Below are 18,988 nucleotides of genomic sequence, written 5' to 3' on the forward strand. Positions count from 1 at the left end.
GCCACCCGCCCCTCCAAAACGAAGGTGACGAATGGCCCAAATGCCGCGGCTATGATCTATCGCTAGGGTCCGGGATCGAACGGAGCACTCTGCGCGGCGATCGGGACGTCATCGGCCAAATCGACGCACGCAAGGTTCGACAGGAAGCCCTGTAGGAGAAAATTCTAAGGAGGTGTGCAGCGCGTTGTCAACGAGGCTGGCTGCACAAATTTCGCAACGTGCATGCGCAGCAAAACGGCATGACCTCTTGCACCGACCTCTGCGAAGATGGTTTCCTTCGAGAGTTGCACTGAAAGTCGTCGATGACAAAGCCGTCCATTCCCGTTGGCATCATCTGCTCGCAGCACGGGCCTTATCAGGCCATGGGGCGCGAGATCCTCAAGAGCGCCATGATGGCGGTCGACGAAATCAACAGCCAGGACGAGTTCGACTTCGCGATATCTGCGCATGTCCGCGATCCCCGCGGAATCATTTCGGAATACCACACGGTCTGCGACGACCTCATTCGCAACGTCGGGGTCGAGCACATCATCGGCTGCTACACTTCGGCGTCCCGCAAGCAGGTGCTTCCGATCGTCGAGCGCACCGACCGCCTGCTCTGGTATCCGGCGCGCTACGAGGGCTTCGAATGCTCCGACAACGTCATCTATGTCGGTGCCTCGCCCAATCACAACGTACTGCCGCTGGTGCGCTACGTGCTCGACAATCTGTCGCGCGAGATCTTCTGCGTCGGCTCAAACTATGTCTGGACCTGGGAAACCAATCGCGTCACCCGCGAGCTGGTGACGGCGGCGCAGGGACGTATTCTCGCCGAGCGCCTGCTCGAACTCGGCGAAAGCGCAGTCACGCACATCGTCGACGAGATCGTGCGGCGCCGGCCGCCGGTCGTGTTCAACACGCTGGTCGGCAGTTCGAGCTATGACTTCATCCGCGCCTTTCATGCCGCAACCGCCGCGGCAGGCCTCGACATCCCGATGCTGAGCTGCAGCCTGTGCGAGCCCGAGCTCAAGATCGCGGGCCCGGCATCGGCCGGCTGCATCACCTCGTCGGCCTATTTCGAAAGCATTCGCCTGCCCGAAAACCGGGCCTTCGTCGCGCGCTGGAAGGCGCGTTACGGCGAACACAGCAGCCCATCCGTGGACGGGCAATCCGCCTATGTCGCGGTCTATCTGCTGGCCCGCGCACTACAGCGCGCCGGCACATCCGACATCGGCGAGGTGCGGCGCGCTGCAGCCGGCCATCGCTACAATTCGCCGCAAGGTCCAGTCTGGATCGACGGCAGCAACAATCACTGCGTCCTGACGCCGCGGCTCGCCGTCTCCAACGCCGATGGACAGTTCGACATCTTCTGGGAAGCTGAAGCTCCGGTTAAGCCGGATCCCTATCTGACGCAGCTCGACATCGCCGCCAGCCCCGCAAGGGATGGAACGCTGCCGAATGCGCCGCACTTGCGGGTTGTGAAATGAGCAAACCGTCTTCATTCTCATTGCGCGGGCGCAAGGCGCTCATTGCCATCAAGGACGAGCGCGACGCCACGATCGTCAGGCGGCAGTTCGAGCGTCTCGGGATCGACATCGTCACATGGGATGGTGGCGCCAATATCGACTGTCGACCGGATGTGACGCTGATCGACGACGAGTTCCTGCCGCTCACCTCGCCGGCCCAACGCGCGGCGCTTGGACGAAGCCCGGTCATCGCCCTGCTCGGCACCGAGACGCCGAGCCGCCTGAAGCTGGTGCTCGACCTCGATCCGGCCTCGTTCCTGGTCAAGCCGCTGCGCTCGGCCGGTATCTATGCTGCGCTCGTGCTGGCCTTCGAACGAAGCGAACGCACCAGCGAGCTGAAACAGCAGGTGGTGAAACTCGAACAGCGGCTTCGATCCCGTCGCGTCGTGCTCGCCGCAGTTCTCCAGGTCATGCACACCCATGCGCTGGCCGAGCCGGCCGCCTTTGCGCTGATCCGGCGGGCCGCCATGGAGCAGCGCAAGACGATCGAGGAACTCTCGGCCGAGATCACGGCAAACGGCTCCCTGCCCCGGGCAACCGGATAGACCGGCATCGCCGTTCTCTCCACGCGCACCGGTCACCGCTTCGCCCGAAGGCGATCTAGTTCACAACCTGCCGGCGTTCATCCGGCGTCAACTTCTTCAACTGCTCCGCGTTCAATTGGCCGTCGCCGATCAACTGGAAGGCGCTGTTCGGATCGTATTGGCTTTGCTTGTCGTTGCCGCGCCGCTTTTGGTCATCGCCACCGTCGTCGCCGCCGTAGCCGAGCACTTCGACGATGATGACGGAGGGCTGCTCGTTGGTCCGCGGCGGCGGCATGGCGGCTTGCTGGGCGGCTGCGCCCGCCGTGTTCGAGGCTTCGCTCAGGGCGCCCATGTTGGGCGCCTGGACCTGCGGCACGCCGATGACGCCACCCTGCGCCTGAATGTTGGCGGCGTTGACAATATGCAGCGCAGCGATGTTGACGAAACTCGACGCGCGGATACCCGCCTCGCCGGCATCGACGGTGCCGAGCGGAGCGATCAGATCGACCGTTCCGCGCGGTACGTCCGGAATCGGTTGCAGCGTCGCGATGCCGGCACCGCTCGACGGCACCACCGGCGATATCGTGATGTTGCCGTAGCTGTCGTAAGTGCGCTTGGGCGGCGTATAGATCACGGTGGTCTTGGCGCCGCGGCCGGCGTTGATGTCGCCCTCCGCCGACCAGATGACGATGTTGCCGCCGAACGTCGTCATGATGCGCGACAGGCCCATCAGCACGCTGTTCTGCGAATAGAGCTGGATGTTGCCCGCGCCTTGCGTGATGAGGCCCGCGTCGGCGCCGGGCACCAGCCCTTCGGTCCCGATCGTGACCCCTCCGCCCGGCGTGAGGAACTGGATGTCGCCGCCGAAATCGGTGTGAACGAAGCCACTTTGAATGGCGTAATTCGGCTGGCCCGGCGTACCGATCGTCGCGGTGAACATCGTGATGTCGCCACGGTAAGCGGCATCATTCGGGAACAGCGCGGCGATCGCTTCGCGCCCGCGCAGATAGGAGCCGGCGCGCGGGCCGCCGATCTCGTTGTATTCGCGCCCGCCCGCGGTCAGCTCGGCGTAGTAAACCTGCCGCAGGAAGATGTGCCGCTGCGCATCGGGCAACGCGAGGAAATAGCTGAGCGCATCGGCCTTGGCCCCGCCATAGCCGAAGCGATCCTTGAGCCAAGCGCAGAGCTCGTCTCCATAGGTCTTGGCCACCTTGCCAGGTTGGTCAGCGATCGGCCCCGCGCCTGCGAGATTGTTCGGATCGAGATAAAGCCTGGCAAAGCCGGACCAGTCGACCTGGCCAACGCCGACCTCGCCTGCACCAACGCCGGCCTGCATGACGACACCAGCGCCGAGCCGCTTGTCGCCGGCAACGAGCGCGCCGATGCTTTCGACGGTCGCCTTTGATCCCTGATAGATGTTCCCGGCCGCCGTGATTTCGAACGTACCCGGGCCGGCGATCGCCCAGCCTCCCTTCGCGTTGGGTTGAGATCCCGGCCAGCCTGCATAGATGATGTTGCCGCCGGCCGCGATGGTCGACACATCGTTCTGACCGCTATGCAGGATGAGGCCCAACGTATCGACGATGTCACCGCCCGCGAGCATCTGTAGCGGCCTGGCGGCCTGATAGTAGACGCTATTGACGGTACCACCCGCGGTGGTCTGGCTCTTCGTCAGGATCCAACCATACGTGACGTTCGTGATATCGCCGTTCACTGCATAGATGCGCGACAGATCGCTTTGGGCTGGCACAGCCCGATCCTTCACCGTGTTTGCATCGAACACGAAGGGCTGCCCGCCGCTACCGTAGGAGTAAACGGGTAGCGCGCCGCTTGGTTGATCGTCCACAGCGGTATAGTCGCCCCAATAGTTGGAGGCAGTGATCGTGATTCCATTCGTCAAGCTCGCCCAGCCGGGCCTGAACGGCGTTGCCAGGCCCGACGCCGGTGTCATCAACAGCCCCGTCTCGTGCGCGTTACCAAAGATCGATCCCTGCGCCAGCACCTCGAGCGTGCCGCTCGATGACGGCAGCAGCATTCCCCCGCCAAGGCCATAAATGTTTCCGTTCGTGGCAACCGCCCGTACGATCGAGGGCAGGAAGTGGGAAGCGGTCGCGCCGCTGCCGGGCGACAGCGAACCACCTGCGGCCATCATGTTGACTGCGGTTGTCCCGGTCCACAGCGTGAACCAGCTCGCGCCCTCGTCGCCATTGTCGGCAGCGGTCAGGCCGGTCGTGCCGACACGCCCCGGATCGAGAATAGTTCCCACCGCCAGATCGCCGCGCGCACGGATATCGATCACGCTGTCGCCCGGTGCAAAATCTCCACCGCCGAGCGTGGTCATCGAATAGGGCGTCAACGGATTGATCGGCCGCGGATCTATCCCGATATTGCGGTCGTTGCCGGCGACGAGGCTGCCGAAGTCTCCCGTCGCGATATCCATGCGTCCCCGGAGATTGACGAACTGATTGCCGCCGGTGCCGATACCACCCGCCTTCACCGACAGCGAGCCACCGCCGGTCTGCATAAGGCTGCCATCGGCCATCACACGCCCACTGCCGCCGACGGCGATGACGAGGCCACGGCCAGCGTCACCCATCATGCCGCCCGCCTGCACCGTGACATTGCCGCCGCCGAGCGTGCCAAGGCCGGAGAAGGCCGAGAGATTCAAGGCCAGCGTGCCATTGTTGAACGCCGGATCATATGTATAGCTACCGAAATTGATGCCCCAGGCGGTCCGCTGGCCGATCTCCGAACCACCCTGGCGCCATAACCATGACCCGATCTCAGTCGCGCGATTCGTCAGCATGCCTTTGACGTCGCCTTGCGCGACCAGCAGGAAGTCCCCGCCATGCTCGGGGTAATACATCCGCTCCGAGCCGAGCGTCGCTTGATAGCTGGCGTTCGCCGACCCCAATACCGTGCGGTCGGTCAATACGCCCCGGTCGAGGTTGTAAGGATCATTCGCCGCCGTTCCCGTCTCCTTGATCGCGGTGCCAGCGGTGTAGACCCCGAACGGCGATTGCTGGTCGTAGCTGCCGCCCGCGAGAATCTCGAGATCGCCCGTACCGGTGCGTACGACGCTGACTCCGGTCGTCGTCGGCTTGTTGATGGTGACACTAAACGGATCGTTCAGCACCACGTTGCCTGAACCTGCCAGCGCGTTCGCGGTCTGCAACATGCGGCTGTCGGCGCCGGCAAGATCGGCGCCGCCGACCAGCCGCATTGACCAGGATTGCGTTTCGGGAGCGAGCATCGGCGAGATCGCCCAGACCTGGCGATCACCAGGTCCCGTCAGCATGCTGACGGTCGTTCCCTCAGGCAGCACGAAGCCGACCGGCAGATTGACGTCTTGGCGGAAGGTAAAACCTCTGAAGAGAGTCAGATCCGAGTTGGGGGGAAGCTTCATCGGTTGAAAGATGACTCCCGCGCTCAGGAATCTGTTCGCACCTGGACCATCGAAATAGATACCCGCGCTGAGCTTGGTGCCAGGCTGCCAGTTCACCGTACCCTGGATCAGATCGCCTGCCTTATAGAGGACACTGCCGTCCGGGGCGTAGATGTTCCCACCTCTTAACGTTGGCTTGAGGGATACGGGCAGGGTTAGCCTGAACGGTTGTTCCAGTAGGAAATCGACGGGCAGCGGATGGGCGCTGCTGGGAGTGGCGCCGAGCCTGCGATCGATGCCCGGACCGGTAGCCGTAAACTCCAGCCACAGGTTCACACGAGCCGTTGCCGGGAGCTTCGATCCCGTCCCGAGCGTCGTTCCTCCGAATTGGACAATGTAGCCACCGGCCCCCACCGTGGCGTCCTGCATCAATGTTACGACCGAGTCAGGCGACGCCGGCGGCGGCGCGAAGCCATCGGTGATACTGCCGTTGATCTTGAGATCGGTGGCGGCGCGGATGACGAGCACGCCCGGTTCGCCGGAGCCGCGCACCGCCGGATCGGCTTTTGGCCCGTAGCGATAGCCGGAGAGATCGAGATCGCCCTTCGTCGACAGACCACCGCTCGAGGTGATGGCAACGCCGGGCCGCAGATGGAACACGGAGCCATAGGCCGCAAGCCCTGCCAGGCGGCTCTGCAAGTCACCATTCTGGAGCGCCGCGTTGATGAATGCCGTGCTGTCATTGTGCAGAGCGTCGAGATAGGCCTGATCGATGATACTGCCGCCCGGAAGATCGTAGGTGCGGAAGCCGTTCATCGCGATGCTGCCGGCACCGCGAATATTGAGCGGCCCACGCGCGTCAACAGCGATATCGTTGGCGCCCGCGCCGTCTCCGCCGGTGCCGCCGCGGCGCGGCGCGTTGAGCTCGAGCCTGCCGCGCGTCACGCCATCCGGCGAGCTCATGTCGATGGTCGCCCCTGCCGCCAGCGTCATGGTGCCGTGCGTGGTGGTGAGCTCGACATGTGCGGTGTTGCCGGCTTCGACCGGCGCGCCGTAGCTGTCGGTTTGCAGCACATTGCCATGGGCATCGAGCACGGCATTCGCCGTGAGCCTGAGATCGTCGCGTGCGGACAACCGGATGGTGCCGGGCTTGGCGCCGCTCGCGTCGATCCTGCCGTTGACCGTGAGGCTGCCCTGATCGACCGCAACCGTCACGGTGCGCGCCTTGACACCGTCGCCGATGACGAGGCTGCCCTGCCGCAGATCGAAGCTGCGGCCGCCGAAGAAACCGGCGTCGTTGAGCTTGGCATTCAACGCGCCGAAATCGCCGAAATTCTGCGCCGCGACCGTGAACTGCCCGCTGTCGTAATCGCCGGTCGACGATCCCCTGAGCGTGCCGGCGAACGAGACCTGCCCATGCGCCGCGTCGATCGCCTTGGCCGTGATCGAGCCCGCGGCATTGTAGGCGGCCGAGACATCGATCACCGAACCCGCATTCTGGATGATGTTGCCGTTGGTAGAGCTCAGGATGAGATCGCCGCCCCAGCTGAACTTGGTGACGTCGAAGAAGGCGATGCCGCGGCCCGACAGGTCGACGGTCGCGCTTGCGCCGAGCACGACGTCGTGCGTCGCATTCAGCGTCAGCTTGCCGGACGGCAAGGCGAATGCGGTGTCGGCAAATACACTGTCTCCGGTGAAGGAGAGCGTGCCGCCGAGATCCGTCACGCCACGCGTGTCGGCGGGCGCGGCCCCCGCTGGCGCGACCAGACGCAAGGCTGCGCCCGCGCTGACATCGAGCGTAGCCCCGCCGCTCGCCGTGATCTGCGGGGTCGCGATGGTGAGCGCGCCGCCCTGCAACGCGCCGGTGCCGTCCTGGCTGAGCCCCACCTTCAGCGTGCCGTTGCTGTTCGCGGTGATGCGTTTCGTAGCCGTCAGCGTGACATCGGAGAAGCCAAGCGCAATGCGGTTCAACGTTGCGCCATCGGTCGGCTTGGTCAGTGAAGCGTCGTAGCCGAACAGAATCTCGCTAGCCGTGATGGCAAGATGACCCGATCCCGTGCCGGGCCCGCCGGGAAGAACAGCGCCGGGCGCCTGGCTGCCGTAAGGGATGGTCCCGCCGTTGCCCGTGCGAATGCCATTCCAGACCAGCGTGTCGGCGGTGATGCCGGCGGTATCGCCCGCGGCGCCGAGACCATAAATGGCCGGCGCATTGAGAACGAATTTGAGAGCATCGGAGGAGGCTCCGCCCTGACGCGTGGTGTCGAGGTTGACGCTGCCGATCAGATTGAAGGCGCCGCTTGCCGTGATGATGAGTTGCTCAAGCACGGGGCTGCCGGCAGTCGTCGACGGCCGCAGCAGCTTGTCGAGCACGCTTTGGGTGAGATTCCAGCCCGTTGGCAGTTGGCCTGCGGCCTGCGCCGCTGCAAGCGCGGCCTCGGTGCCGACATTGACCTGCTCCTGCGTGACGTTGAGGTAACGCGCACCGAAATTGACGTCACCCATGGTGAGTCCACCCGGCGCAGCAAGCACCACGCTGCCATCGCTGAGCAGCGAAGCACCGCTCGCGATACTGATCGTTCCGGGCCCAACGGCATCCAGAAATTGGAACCGGCCGTTGGCGACCGCGAGCACAGCCGGACTATAGGCAGGGTTTGCAGTCGAGTCAGAGGTTATGTTGGCGTAGAAATAACCCAGCGTGGAATCAACCGCGTTGCTGCTCAGTCCGCGCGTGTCGATGGTCGCGCCGCCCGCCATGTTGACCGTCTTGCCGATCAGGAACACCTGGCCCGCGCGAATCGTAGCGCCGTCGAGCAGGTTGACGGCCGTGGTCGAGCTCCCATCAAAGTAAATGTTGGCGCCGGCCCCGGGATTGTCAGTCTCGGAGTACACGCTGGCGCCACCCAGCAGCACCGTCGATGCCTTGAAGGCATTGATGTCGTCGCTCGAAATTGACGTATGACCCGCTATCGGTGCGGTTCCCGGCGCAGTGATGTCGAGCACGCCGTCACCCGATGAGGCGAGCCGCGGCCTGATCACCAGCGTGCCGTCGACGCCGCCTTTGGCGCCGTCGAACAGCGCGGTGCCGGCGAACGACAGCGATTTCGCATTATCCGGCGACGCAAAGAGATTGAAAACGAGAATCTTGCCGTCTTCGGGCAGGCGATACCGGAAGCCGCCGAACTGGGCTGCCTGTGCGCGCTCGAAATCGGCATAGCCGGTCTCGTTATACTGCGAATAGAGCCGCGTGGTCTGGCCTGCGGTCAGGATCACCCGTGTCGGCAGCGTGTCCCTCATTCCAGTGTTGGCAACGCCGAGATAGCCTGAGGTGACCACTGAGCCGTTGCCCGCGGTCACGGGCGCCATCATCGTCGTTCCGGTCGCGCCCAGCTCGACGCGGTAACCGCCGGGCAACAGGGCATAGCTCGAAGGGAGCAGCGTATAGGTGCCCGCGGGCAATCCCGGCACACCCGAAGGAAGCGTGATCTGCTGGCCGATCACGGGATCACCGGCACCATTGGTTGCGATCACCGGCGCGTAGTCGGCTGCGCTGCCCGGCACGATCGCATAGACCTTGTTGCCCGCGGCGCTGTAGCTGTTGACCGGATTGGCATTGACGAGTGCGGTCTTCAACACATCGACCGAACCGCCACGACCGGAGATGAAGCCTGCGCCGGTGAGCGTGCCGCCGCCGGAGAGATCGAGCACCGAGCCCGGCTCACCCACGACAGATACGGCATTGACCGAGATGCCGCTGCCGATCTTCAGATTGCTCGAATGATCGTCATAAAATGCGCTCGCCAGGTTGTGCAGCGTGCCGTCCGCGCCCTGATAGGTGATGCCATCCGACGTGCCGCCAAACGGCATGATCAAGCCGGCTGCGCTTGCGGAGGTGATGCTTCCGCTGCGGAAGGTGATCCGTGCCCCGGCATCGCTGTTGAACGAGATGCGCCCCAGTGGCGCGCGAAGAACACCCCCCTGGTCGATATTGGCGGCAACAAGAGTTAGATCGCCGAACACCGCAGCCGGTACCGCCGGTGTCTGGTCGTCGTTGCGGCGGATCACGAGACGGGCGTCGGGATCATAGGCGGCACTTATTCCATTCGGACGGAGCCCAACCGCGATCGTGGCGACCGCGCCGCTCAAGGGATAGATCTGGTCCGCGGTGAGCGCGAGATTTTCAACATCGAGGCCGCCATTGCCGAACCGGATATCACCGCTGCTCTGCAACGCGACTTGATGAAAGCCGCGGGCATCGAATGGAATGCTGACCGGACGTCCGGGACCGAAATCGACCGCCCCACTGCCCTGCACGCCGGTGGCTCCGAACAGGACGGAGCCGTAGACATCGATCAAGTTGCCTGCGACGGAGAAACTTCCGCCCGCCGCCGGATTGCGGACGTGGAGATTGTTGATCCCGGGCGCATATCCCATCGACGTCTGCGCATCTGCTTCGTTGTAGACGCCATCGAGCCGGACATAGGGCGCCGACAAGCGAACTGTGCTGTTCGGGGTGTCAGGCGCCGCGGCGATGACGCCGCTCGAAAGCCGGAGGCTGCGCGACAGGCTGAGATCCACATTGCCGTCGAAGATGAGAAGATCGCGGGTAAAGAGCGCGAGCGAGCCGAAGCCGCCCTTCTGGACCTGATTGATGCCAATCACGGCGCGCCCGAATTGCAAAGCCGGATCGGCCTGACCGGGCGACAGATCATCGCTCAGGCCACTCCCCGCAGCGTTTTGCACGAGCGTGATGTCGCGCGACCTCTGGAACGCCTCAGGCAAATCGCCGCTGGCATAGGGCGCGTTTGCATTCGGCTGTCCGACGATGTAGCCACGCCACGACATGGTCAGGTTAAGCGCGCCGCCGGACGCGCCGCTGCCGCCGGCCGCCGCGCGCAAGGTGCCATCAAGCGCCATACCGAAACTCGAAGAGAGCGAGATCGAGCCACCATCGCTAGCGGCAGGCGTCGGGATATAGCTGTCGCCGTTCAGGACATCGACCAGCGCGGAGGTGCCCGACGCGTCGATCAGCGCACCCGGGCGAACGATCACGAAGGCATCGCTGACGGCAGCCGCGGCCCCTATGCCGCCGATGCGGATCGTGCCGCCGTCCGGCACAGAAGCATAGGAGATCCCGCGCTCATCGCGTCCCACCGCATCACGCGCGGAAACATCCAGCACCGCGTCGTCGCCGATCCAGAACGAGCGTGTCAGCCCGAACTCGCCGTAACCGGAATTGTAGTTGGTGTTGCTGGAGGTGTCCTGCAGACTCGTGATCAGGATATTGCCGGCGGGCGCCGTGATCGCGCCGTCGATGACAGTCTGGCGATTGGCGAAGATCGAGACTGAACGCCCCGGATCGACGTTGATGGACGCGCCCTTGGCCAGCGTGAAATCATGCAGGCTCCAGAACGTCACATCGGCGCCGACGCGCTGCGTGGTACTGCGCTTGAAGGAATCGATCGTGAACCTCTGTGGCGTCCACAGCTCCGCGGCATCCGAAACGAGGCTGCCGCTGGGCGCGGTGTAGCTGTGCTGCGTGAAACGATAGATCGGCACCTCTGCATCCACGCGCGTGCCTTCGCCGATCTCGATGCCTGTGTTGCTGCCGATGTTGTAGGCGGTGAAACCGGACCGGAATATCGCGGGGTCGAGCACCAGCGCATCGGCCACCGCTTCGCCGATCGCAATCTCCTGGCCTGCGTTCAGCGTCAGCGTGCCGCCGCCGCCGAATCCGTACGCGCGAATGGTGCCATCAAGGATGAGCGGGTTGGTGAAGAACTGCGTCCAGGCCAGATGCGAATAGTCATTGGCCACGAGGCTGACATTGCCGCCCTTGCCGCCCTGCGTCTTGCCGGTTCTCAGGATGGCGCCACCTGACGACACATCGATGAGCGATCCGCTCGCAAGCGTGATGCCGCCGGTCGTCGAAACAATGAAGTTGCCGCCATCCAGATGCGCCCGGCCCGATCCATCCGTTCCGGTCTGTTCGTTGCTCCATAGCCCGCTGAGATCGACGGCGACGTTCTGGCCGACCGTAACCTGCGACTTGCCGTTCGCGCCGTTCAGCGCCCACCATTGCTCATTCTGGTTCTGGCCGAACACGGCGTGCATGAGGTTGGTCAGCGTCACACTGCCACCATGCGCCGTGACGTTTGCGCCGAGTTCGACGTGCGGCGCCGCGAAGATCACCTGCGCGCCAGGCGCAAGCTCAAGCGGCGCCTCGACCAGAATTTCCCTGCTGCTCGCAAAGTTGAGACCGCCCAGCTTGGCGGCATTGAGCGCGTCGGAATTGAAGAATGCAGTCCCGATGCGATCGTCGGGCAAGATCGACGTGGCGTTCAGCGCCTCGGTGATCCCGGGCGTCTGGCCGAAGACGACGCGCGCGGCGGATGCAGCGGTGAGGCCAAGCCCGGAATAGCCGCCCAGCGCGAGCTTGCCCTGGAGCGGCGCAACATACTGCGACAGCTTGTAGCCATCGGTGACGCAGTCCGGCCGAGCCGTCGTCTGGCGTGAGCCGGTGACGACGTCGGCAACGATGTTGGCCTCGAACACCGCCGTCGGCGTCGACAGAATCAGAGAGCCGGCGTCGCGGCCGATGGTGTAGCCATCCTCCCAGCGGCTCGTCACGCGGCCCTTGCCGAACGGGCTGATCCAGATTTCAGTCAGATTCGACGCAACCTTGCCGCCGAGCTTGTGCTCGTGAACAAAGCCGCCGCCGAAGCCGTAGAACTGCACGTCGGCGCGCGCCTGCCCGACACCGTAGACACGGCCGTCCGCCCCAAGGAAATTGGTGGTGCGGATATAGCCGCCTTGATAGCTCACCGAGCCGCCGGAGACGTCGAACACCGCCCCCTTCTGCGCTACGACTTCCTGTGCCGACAGCGTGACGGTGCCGCCGAGCGCGGCCCATTCGCCGATCCGGTGGGCGGTATTGGCGAGATATCCCGAGACCTCGAGCAGGCCGCCTGGTGTATAATCTCGGTCGGTCGCATAACCGCCGGTGCCTGCCGGCACCAACACCAGGTCGCGCGCGTCGATCCAGACATCCGCGTTCTTCAGATAGCCCTGATCACGATTGGCGGGCGAGTCGCGCAGCTCATTGCCTTGCACGTTGATCAGCAGATTATTGGTCGACATCGGCAGCAGCACGCCGCGCACGCCCGAGACGTCGATGATGGATCCACTCTCGGCGAAGACGCGGTGGCTGGCGTTGACCGCCACCTGGCCGCCTTGCGCCTGCGTGGTCGAGCTGTCCTTGAAGTTGACGGTGCCGCCGCTGACGATCTCGATACGTCCCTGGTCGAGCCGGTCGGCGAGCTGTGACAGGTTATCGAACTGGGCGTTGGCGACCGGGGCGTGGGTGAAAGCCTTGGAATCGGCGACCAGCTGGCTGCGCTGGCTGTCGAGCGCGGTGTCGCTGCTGGCGAGTTCGGGCAGGATTGCGGTCAGGCTGCCGCTGCCGAGCGTGATGGTGCCGGCAGCATCGGAGGCCGAGTTCAGCAGGTGGATGGTACCGCGGGTGTTGACCGAGGTCGTGGCGACAAGCAGCCCGCCCTGGGTGATGCTGCGGCCCGCGAGCGTGATGTCGCCTTGCTGGGTGAAGATCAACCCGGAGTTGCCGACAGCCGCGATCGCGTCGCGGACGATCGGCGAGATTTCGTTGCCGCGCGTGGTCGAGGCCTGGTTGGCGTCGGTGCTGTAGCCCGGGCGAAGCAGGAAGTCGTCGCCGGCGGCGAGTTGCACCTGGCCGCGCGGCGCGCTGATCGAGCCGGCGTTGTTGACCTCGGTTCCCATCAGCAGGACGAAGCCGCCGCCCTGTGTCACCGAGGATGGCGCGTTGGTCGTGATCAGCGCGCCGGCCTCGACCGTCACGGCACCGCGGGCCCCGGTGAAGCCCGGCACATATTGGCCGCCGGCTTGCTGCGCGTAGATGCCGTTGGTGAGGAACTGGGTATCGGCGATGTTTGCAGTCGAGGCGATCAGTGAGCCGACATTCACCTGGCTCGCGCCGCCGAAGATGATGCCGTTCTGGTTGATCACATAGACCGAGCCGTCGGCCTTGATATTGCCGAGGATCTGGCTCGGCGCCATGCTGCCGACCACGCGGTTGAGCGCCACCCAATTCGCATTGCCTTGCTGGTCGAAGGTCAGCGTGGTGCGTGCGCCGACGTTGAACGAATTCCAGTTGAGGATCGCCTGCGCCCTGGTCTGCCGGATGCCGACCTGGGTCTGGCCGGCGGCATCGACCGCCTGCGTCGGCGCATTGGCACCCTGCCATCCCGGCGCCGCCTGCAGGCCACCGGGCGTGAGACCGTTGGGTACGGCAACCTGCGGCAGCGTCGCCGAGCGCTGCGAGGCCTGCGCTGAGCTCCGCGCCGCATTCTGCAAGGCCTGCATCGCCTGGATGGCGCGTGTGGCCCGCGCCATCGCATCCTGACCTTGCTTGGCCGCTGCTGCCGCATCCTGCGCAGCCGATTGCGAAGCTGCCATCGCCGCGGCCGATGGTGATGCTGTCCAGGCCGATCCAAACGGGCGGGCGGCGACCGGCGCATTGGCAAGAAGTGCCGCGACGCTGACGCTGCCAAACAATGCAGCGCGAACGGTTGCGCTGGATAGAGACCTGGAGAAGCGGGGAACCATGGAATCGCTTTCTTGCGCGGGGCGATGTCGAACCGAACATTCGTGTCCCGGCGCCGGTACCGAGACCCTTGCGGCTGTGACGATCCCGAACGGGTCGACCCGCACGCCGGACTCGAACTTTTTTCGCAACCCCGTTGGCCGCCTCCTCAGCTCAGCAGCACAATGCCGCCGGGAAGTGTTTTCGCTTTCACGCCAAAGGCTTGCTCGAGCTGCACGAGAACCTCGTCGATCCGATCGATATGGAAGCGCCCGTTGATCAGATGCGCGTTCAGCTCGGCATTGACGATGAAGATCCGGCCCGATCGGTACCGGTTCACCTCTTCCACCACCTTGGGCAGCGGCGTGTAACGGAAGATGAGCAAGCCCTCTTGCCAGGCCGCTTCGACCGCCGGATCGATTGCGACGATGTCGCTTAAACGCCTCTCGTCATAAGCGATCTGCTGCCTCTCACGAACAGTGCGGGCATTCCCCTGATGCTCGACGCGAACCTCGCCCCCCAGACAGGTGACACGCACCTCGACGCCGAGGTAACGCACGTCGAACGAGGCTTGCGTCGCAACCGTTTGACCACTGAACGCGATCACAGTCACGGGTCTCGACAGCTGCGGGGTTGTCGCGATCGATGCCTGTCCGGTGATCAACTCGATCCTGCTGGTGTCGCCGTGGTCCGGCCGCAGCGCGATGCTGGTTCGCGAGTCCAGGTTGATCGAGACGCTGTCGCTCAAGGCAAGCTTGCGCTGCTCTCCCGCCCCCGTCCGGTAATCTGCCGCAAGCTCGGACCATGACGGCCAGAGCTCGAGCGGGGGACGCAGCGCGACTGCCCCGGCAGCTACGGCCGCGGTCGCAAGTCCGCCGCGAAGGACCAGCCTGCGGGTCATCACGCGCCTTGCTTCGCCATCAAGCAACGCGCCGAGCGATGCTGGGTCGTACCGGAGGTTATGACCGGCGTTGCCAACCGTCTCCCAAAGCTTGCTTGCGTTCGCAAAAGCAATTGCGTGGGCTGCGCTCTGCTGGCGCCACAGCTGGAATGCATCGGCGTCCTCGACCGTCGCGTCTCCGGACGTCAAGCGCCTCACCCAGGCGTGTGCTTCCCGCTCCATTGCGCCGAGCCCCATGGTCGATTTGCTGCCCTCGCTGGTCATTCGGACTTGCCTCGCAGCGCACGCCATCGGCGGCCTCCGCAGCCGGATCGTCCGCTTGTCCATTTGACGTTCGCCATAGCCACAAACCGCACAACTATTTTCCCAGCCTCAACGCGCAGTGTTCCTGGGCGAGGCGGAGCTCCTTCTCGACCAGACGCAACGAGACCCCAAGCCGGCTGGCGATTTCCCTCTGCGGCATCCCCTGAAGCCGCGCCGCCAACAGGATGACCCGACGCCGCGGCGTCAGTTCCGCAATCGCCTTCTCCAAGGCCTCGATCTCGAAGCGGGCCTCCGCAATCTGACCCGGCCCCGGCGCTTCGTCCACGATATGCAGCAGATCCTGGACCTCGTTGCGGGCCAGGCGCCGCTTCTCTGCCCGCTGCCGATCGATTGCGACATTGAAGGCCATGCGGAACAGATACGCGGCCGGGCTTTGGACCGAACCCGCCACCTCCGCACGTCCGAGACGCACATAGGTGTCCTGCAACGCATCACTGGCCAGCTCCGCCGATCCCAGACGACGGCTAAGCCGCAGCTTGAGATCATCGTAACGGGCAGCCAGGAAGCTGCGGAGCATGGTCCGGGTTGCGTCACTCATTGCGGCACGCTCAGTTCGCTTGGCCGCTGGTACGGATTGCGTCGATGCCGGCGCAATCCTGCGCCTGTTCCGACGGGCGCGGCGCAACAACCATTGTGAGGGGCTGCGAGATGCCCGGCGGGGGCACCTCCTTCATTCTCAATCTGCGAAGCGTGGTCTCGATCGCGCTATCGACGCGTCCATCGCCGGTCTTGCTCAGAAGCCTGGTCTGCTGGACGGTTCCGGTTGGAGCGATCCAGAACTGCACGGCGATCCGATACCGGCCGGGCCGCAGCACTGTATCCCGGCAGAATGCGTCCCTCACGCGCTCCTGCACCACGGCATAGTAACGGGCGCGAATGACTGGATCGCCCTTTAGCGCTTCGGCGTCGGGCGTCGTCCGCTGCCCGGCAGCCGGAGACGAGGGCACAATCACCACTGCATTCTCGGACGTCAGACGGCCGACAAGGCCGGTCCCATCGAGCAGGATCTGCAAGGCTTCAGATGGCGCGAAGACTCCCCGCACCTCGCCCGAGAGCCGGCCGGTCGCAAGCCGCGCGTCGTAAAGCACCTCGCGCTTCGATGTGGCGCCATAGCTTTCCAGCGCGGACGTCAGGGGTTGCGAGGGAATATCGAACGTGATGCGCGTTGCAGAGGCGCCCGGCCCCTCTTGTCCCACGGCGACATCGGTGCCGGCGCCCAACATGCAAAGGCAGATCAAGACGCACAATCGACGAGGAGCGTCTGAGGGGCCTCCCGCCAAGCCCCTCGAAAGATATCGAATGCTCATCGTATCCGCGTCGATTGTTTCCCAAGCGGGCCGCTGTGTCCAATCTGCAACGTTAGCGCCGAAGTGTGACAGCGGTGCGTAGGCTCGCGGAGGAGGATCTGAACCGTCCCGGGACGGCAGCACCCTCTATTTCTTCAGTTCGCCGTAGAGCTGCATCACCCGTTGCGGCAACACCTCGATCCGCGGCACTCGGAGGGCACAGCGTTCACCGAAAATGCGATCGAGCTGGGGAAACCTGTCCTCGCCGATACCAAAGGCGAAAATATCGGTGCCGCGCCGCCGCAGCTGCTGCGCGGCACGGCGTGCATCCTCGACGAGATATTGCGGATCGGGCACATCGACATCGGAGGGCTCGCCGTCGGTGAGGACCAGCAGCACCTTCCGGAACGCGCGCCGGCCTGCGAGGTAGCCGCCGGCATGGCGCAACGCCGCCCCAAGCCGGGTGGAATGGCTGCTGCCAAGCCCCGCGAGCCGCGCACGAACGACGGCGTCCATCGGCTCCTCAAAGCCCTTGATGCGCAGATAGCGGACGCGCTCGCGGCCGTCGGAGCTGAAGCCATGCACCGCGATCGCGTCATTGGCGGCGTCGACCGCCGTCGCCATGATCGCGGCCGCCTTGCGCTCGACATCGAGAACCGTCCGGCCACGGCGATCACGATCGGCGGTCGATTGCGACAGGTCCAACAGCAGCAGAATCGCGAGATCGCGCGGTCCCGGCGCATCACGCTGGTAGACCCTGGGCTCGCTGATGCTGCCGGCGCGACGCTCGATCGTCAGTGCGATCGCCGCGTCGATGTCGAGCGCATCGCCATCACGCTGGCCTTTATGCCTGATACGGCGGCCGATCGACGCGTCGCGGGTCAGCTCGGTGATCCAGCGCATCGCCTCGGTGTCCGTCGAAGGATCGAACGGCTGCGCGGAAACGTCGGCATCGGCTTCCAGAATCGTGGTCCAGTCCGCCCGTTCGGTACGCGCCGCATAATCCCATTCCGGGTAGGTCGCGACTGGAAATCCGTCCAGCAGCGTCACCGCGCTGGCCTTCGCGCGCAGCGTCTCGTCCGGTTTGGCGCTGTTATCGATTGATTGACCGCTCGGATCGTCACGTCGTTCGATCCGTACCGAATCGATCGCAAGTTCGATCGTCTCGGTCGGGCTGTCCGGCTGGTCGCCAAAATCCCACAGTGCCAGATTGTCGTCGCGGTACGCGGGTTCGACGACGTAGCTCTTGGCGTTGAATTGCAGCCGCATCTGCCCGATGTCGTTGCCGAGCAATCCGCCGATCTCGCGGCTGATGGCCGGATCGGTCCAGCGGCCGGCGGCATCGGCAAACAGCTGACGTCCCTTGGTCACCCACGCATCCGGATCCTGATAATCCGGATCGATCAGTGCCCGCGCCAGCCGCATCATCAGTCCGGCTGCGGTTGCCTGGCCGGATGACGTCACAGTGTGGAACGGCAGCCACAGCCGGCGCAGGCCGGGCATCTCGCGCAGCGCCAGGGTCTCGACCCTGGCATCCTCGATCAGCGAGACCAGCGCAATCTGCAGCGCCTTCAGTCGCCCGACAGGAAAGCGGACGGTGGAATGCGCCAGATGCGCACCGGCATGCGCGACCGCCGCAAGATAGATAGCGTCCGCCGCCTCACCCTCGAAGCCGGCAAAGGTCTCGGGAAGGCCGATGAGTCCGGTGGCGAGCGACGTGCGCCGCGGCACCGGCGTCGGTGCAATGGCTAGCTTGCGGAAGCGTGGCTTCCTGTTCCACAAGGCGATCATTGTCGCAGCGAGGCGTTTCTCCAGCCGTGCGAAATCGTCGCCGGTCCGGCCGACGGCAAACAACCGCGCCGAGAGCGGATCGTCGAGCGCGAAATAAGTGCGCCGCCGCGCCGCGCGGCCACCGCTTGCGCGCAAGCCGGCGGAAACCCAGGCGGAGAAATCCTCGCCGCCGGCATGCGCAAGCAGTTGCCCAAGGCGGCCGATCGCAAGGCCGACCGATTCCGGCCCCACATCTGCGAGCTCGCCAAGCGCGGCAAGAACGGTGGAGAGCTCTCCTGCGCCCGAGAGCCGGGGTAGCACCTTGGACATTTCGGCCAGCAGCCCATGGGCAGCGCGGCTGCCGGCGTTGCGGCCGATATCCCCAGCGGCACGGCCGATCGCGATCAGGTCATAGGTCGATCGCGGCGCTCGCCATTGCTGCGACAGTTGCAGAAAGCCCGACAGCACGGCCTTGCCGAGATTGGCCTCGAACAGGTCGTGCACAGCCTCGTCCCAGGCCGCGAGATGATCGGGCGGAGCCATCCGGTACAATGCGGCCCGGGCCGCCTGCACGGCCGCGCCGATGTCATCGTGGCCACGCAAGAGCGCCGCAAGCCCGCGTCCGGATCGGAAGCTATCGAGCGAACTGATTTGCGCGACCGCCACCTCCGAGTTT

General features: G+C 64.8%; 7 protein-coding genes. 2 read left to right on the forward strand and 5 right to left on the reverse strand.

Annotation, left to right across the window (positions count from 1 at the left end):
• The first annotated feature begins 302 nt into the window (after nt 1–302).
• Together H8A95_RS07560 and H8A95_RS07565 are read left to right on the forward strand one after the other, a co-directional pair.
• Nucleotides 303–1,466: a transporter substrate-binding domain-containing protein gene (locus H8A95_RS07560; RefSeq protein ID WP_229182599.1), complete on the forward strand. Its 1,164-nt coding sequence runs from the start codon at nt 303–305 to the stop codon at nt 1,464–1,466.
• Complete coding sequence (locus H8A95_RS07565; RefSeq protein ID WP_229182600.1) at nt 1,463–2,050, forward strand: ANTAR domain-containing response regulator; 588 nt, start codon at nt 1,463–1,465, stop codon at nt 2,048–2,050. Before H8A95_RS07560 ends, H8A95_RS07565 begins: the two co-directional genes overlap by 4 nt.
• Nucleotides 2,051–2,105: 55 nt before the next feature.
• Here the strand turns inward: H8A95_RS07565 and H8A95_RS07570 are convergent, their stop codons facing one another.
• The 5 genes from H8A95_RS07570 to H8A95_RS44105 form a co-directional block, all read right to left on the reverse strand.
• Nucleotides 2,106–13,904: a filamentous haemagglutinin family protein gene (locus H8A95_RS07570; protein ID WP_229182601.1), complete on the reverse strand. Its 11,799-nt coding sequence runs from the start codon at nt 13,902–13,904 to the stop codon at nt 2,106–2,108.
• Between the two features lie 296 nt (nt 13,905–14,200).
• Nucleotides 14,201–15,196: a FecR family protein gene (locus H8A95_RS07575; RefSeq protein WP_229182602.1), complete on the reverse strand. Its 996-nt coding sequence runs from the start codon at nt 15,194–15,196 to the stop codon at nt 14,201–14,203.
• A gap of 94 nt (nt 15,197–15,290) precedes the next feature.
• Nucleotides 15,291–15,794 carry an RNA polymerase sigma factor gene (locus H8A95_RS07580; protein WP_229182603.1) on the reverse strand — a complete coding sequence of 168 codons (504 nt, stop codon included), beginning with the start codon at nt 15,792–15,794 and terminating at the stop codon, nt 15,291–15,293.
• A gap of 10 nt (nt 15,795–15,804) precedes the next feature.
• A complete protein-coding gene (locus H8A95_RS07585) occupies nt 15,805–16,476 on the reverse strand; it encodes a TonB C-terminal domain-containing protein (RefSeq protein WP_229182604.1) in 672 nt (223 codons plus the stop codon).
• A gap of 213 nt (nt 16,477–16,689) precedes the next feature.
• Entirely contained in the window at nt 16,690–18,978 is a 2,289-nt protein-coding gene (locus H8A95_RS44105) for a nitric oxide reductase activation protein NorD (RefSeq protein ID WP_229182605.1), read from the reverse strand.
• Between the last annotated feature and the right edge of the window lie 10 nt (nt 18,979–18,988).

Origin of the sequence: Bradyrhizobium oropedii, from assembly GCF_020889685.1 — a bacterium.
In the GTDB taxonomy this organism is placed as follows: domain Bacteria; phylum Pseudomonadota; class Alphaproteobacteria; order Rhizobiales; family Xanthobacteraceae; genus Bradyrhizobium; species Bradyrhizobium oropedii.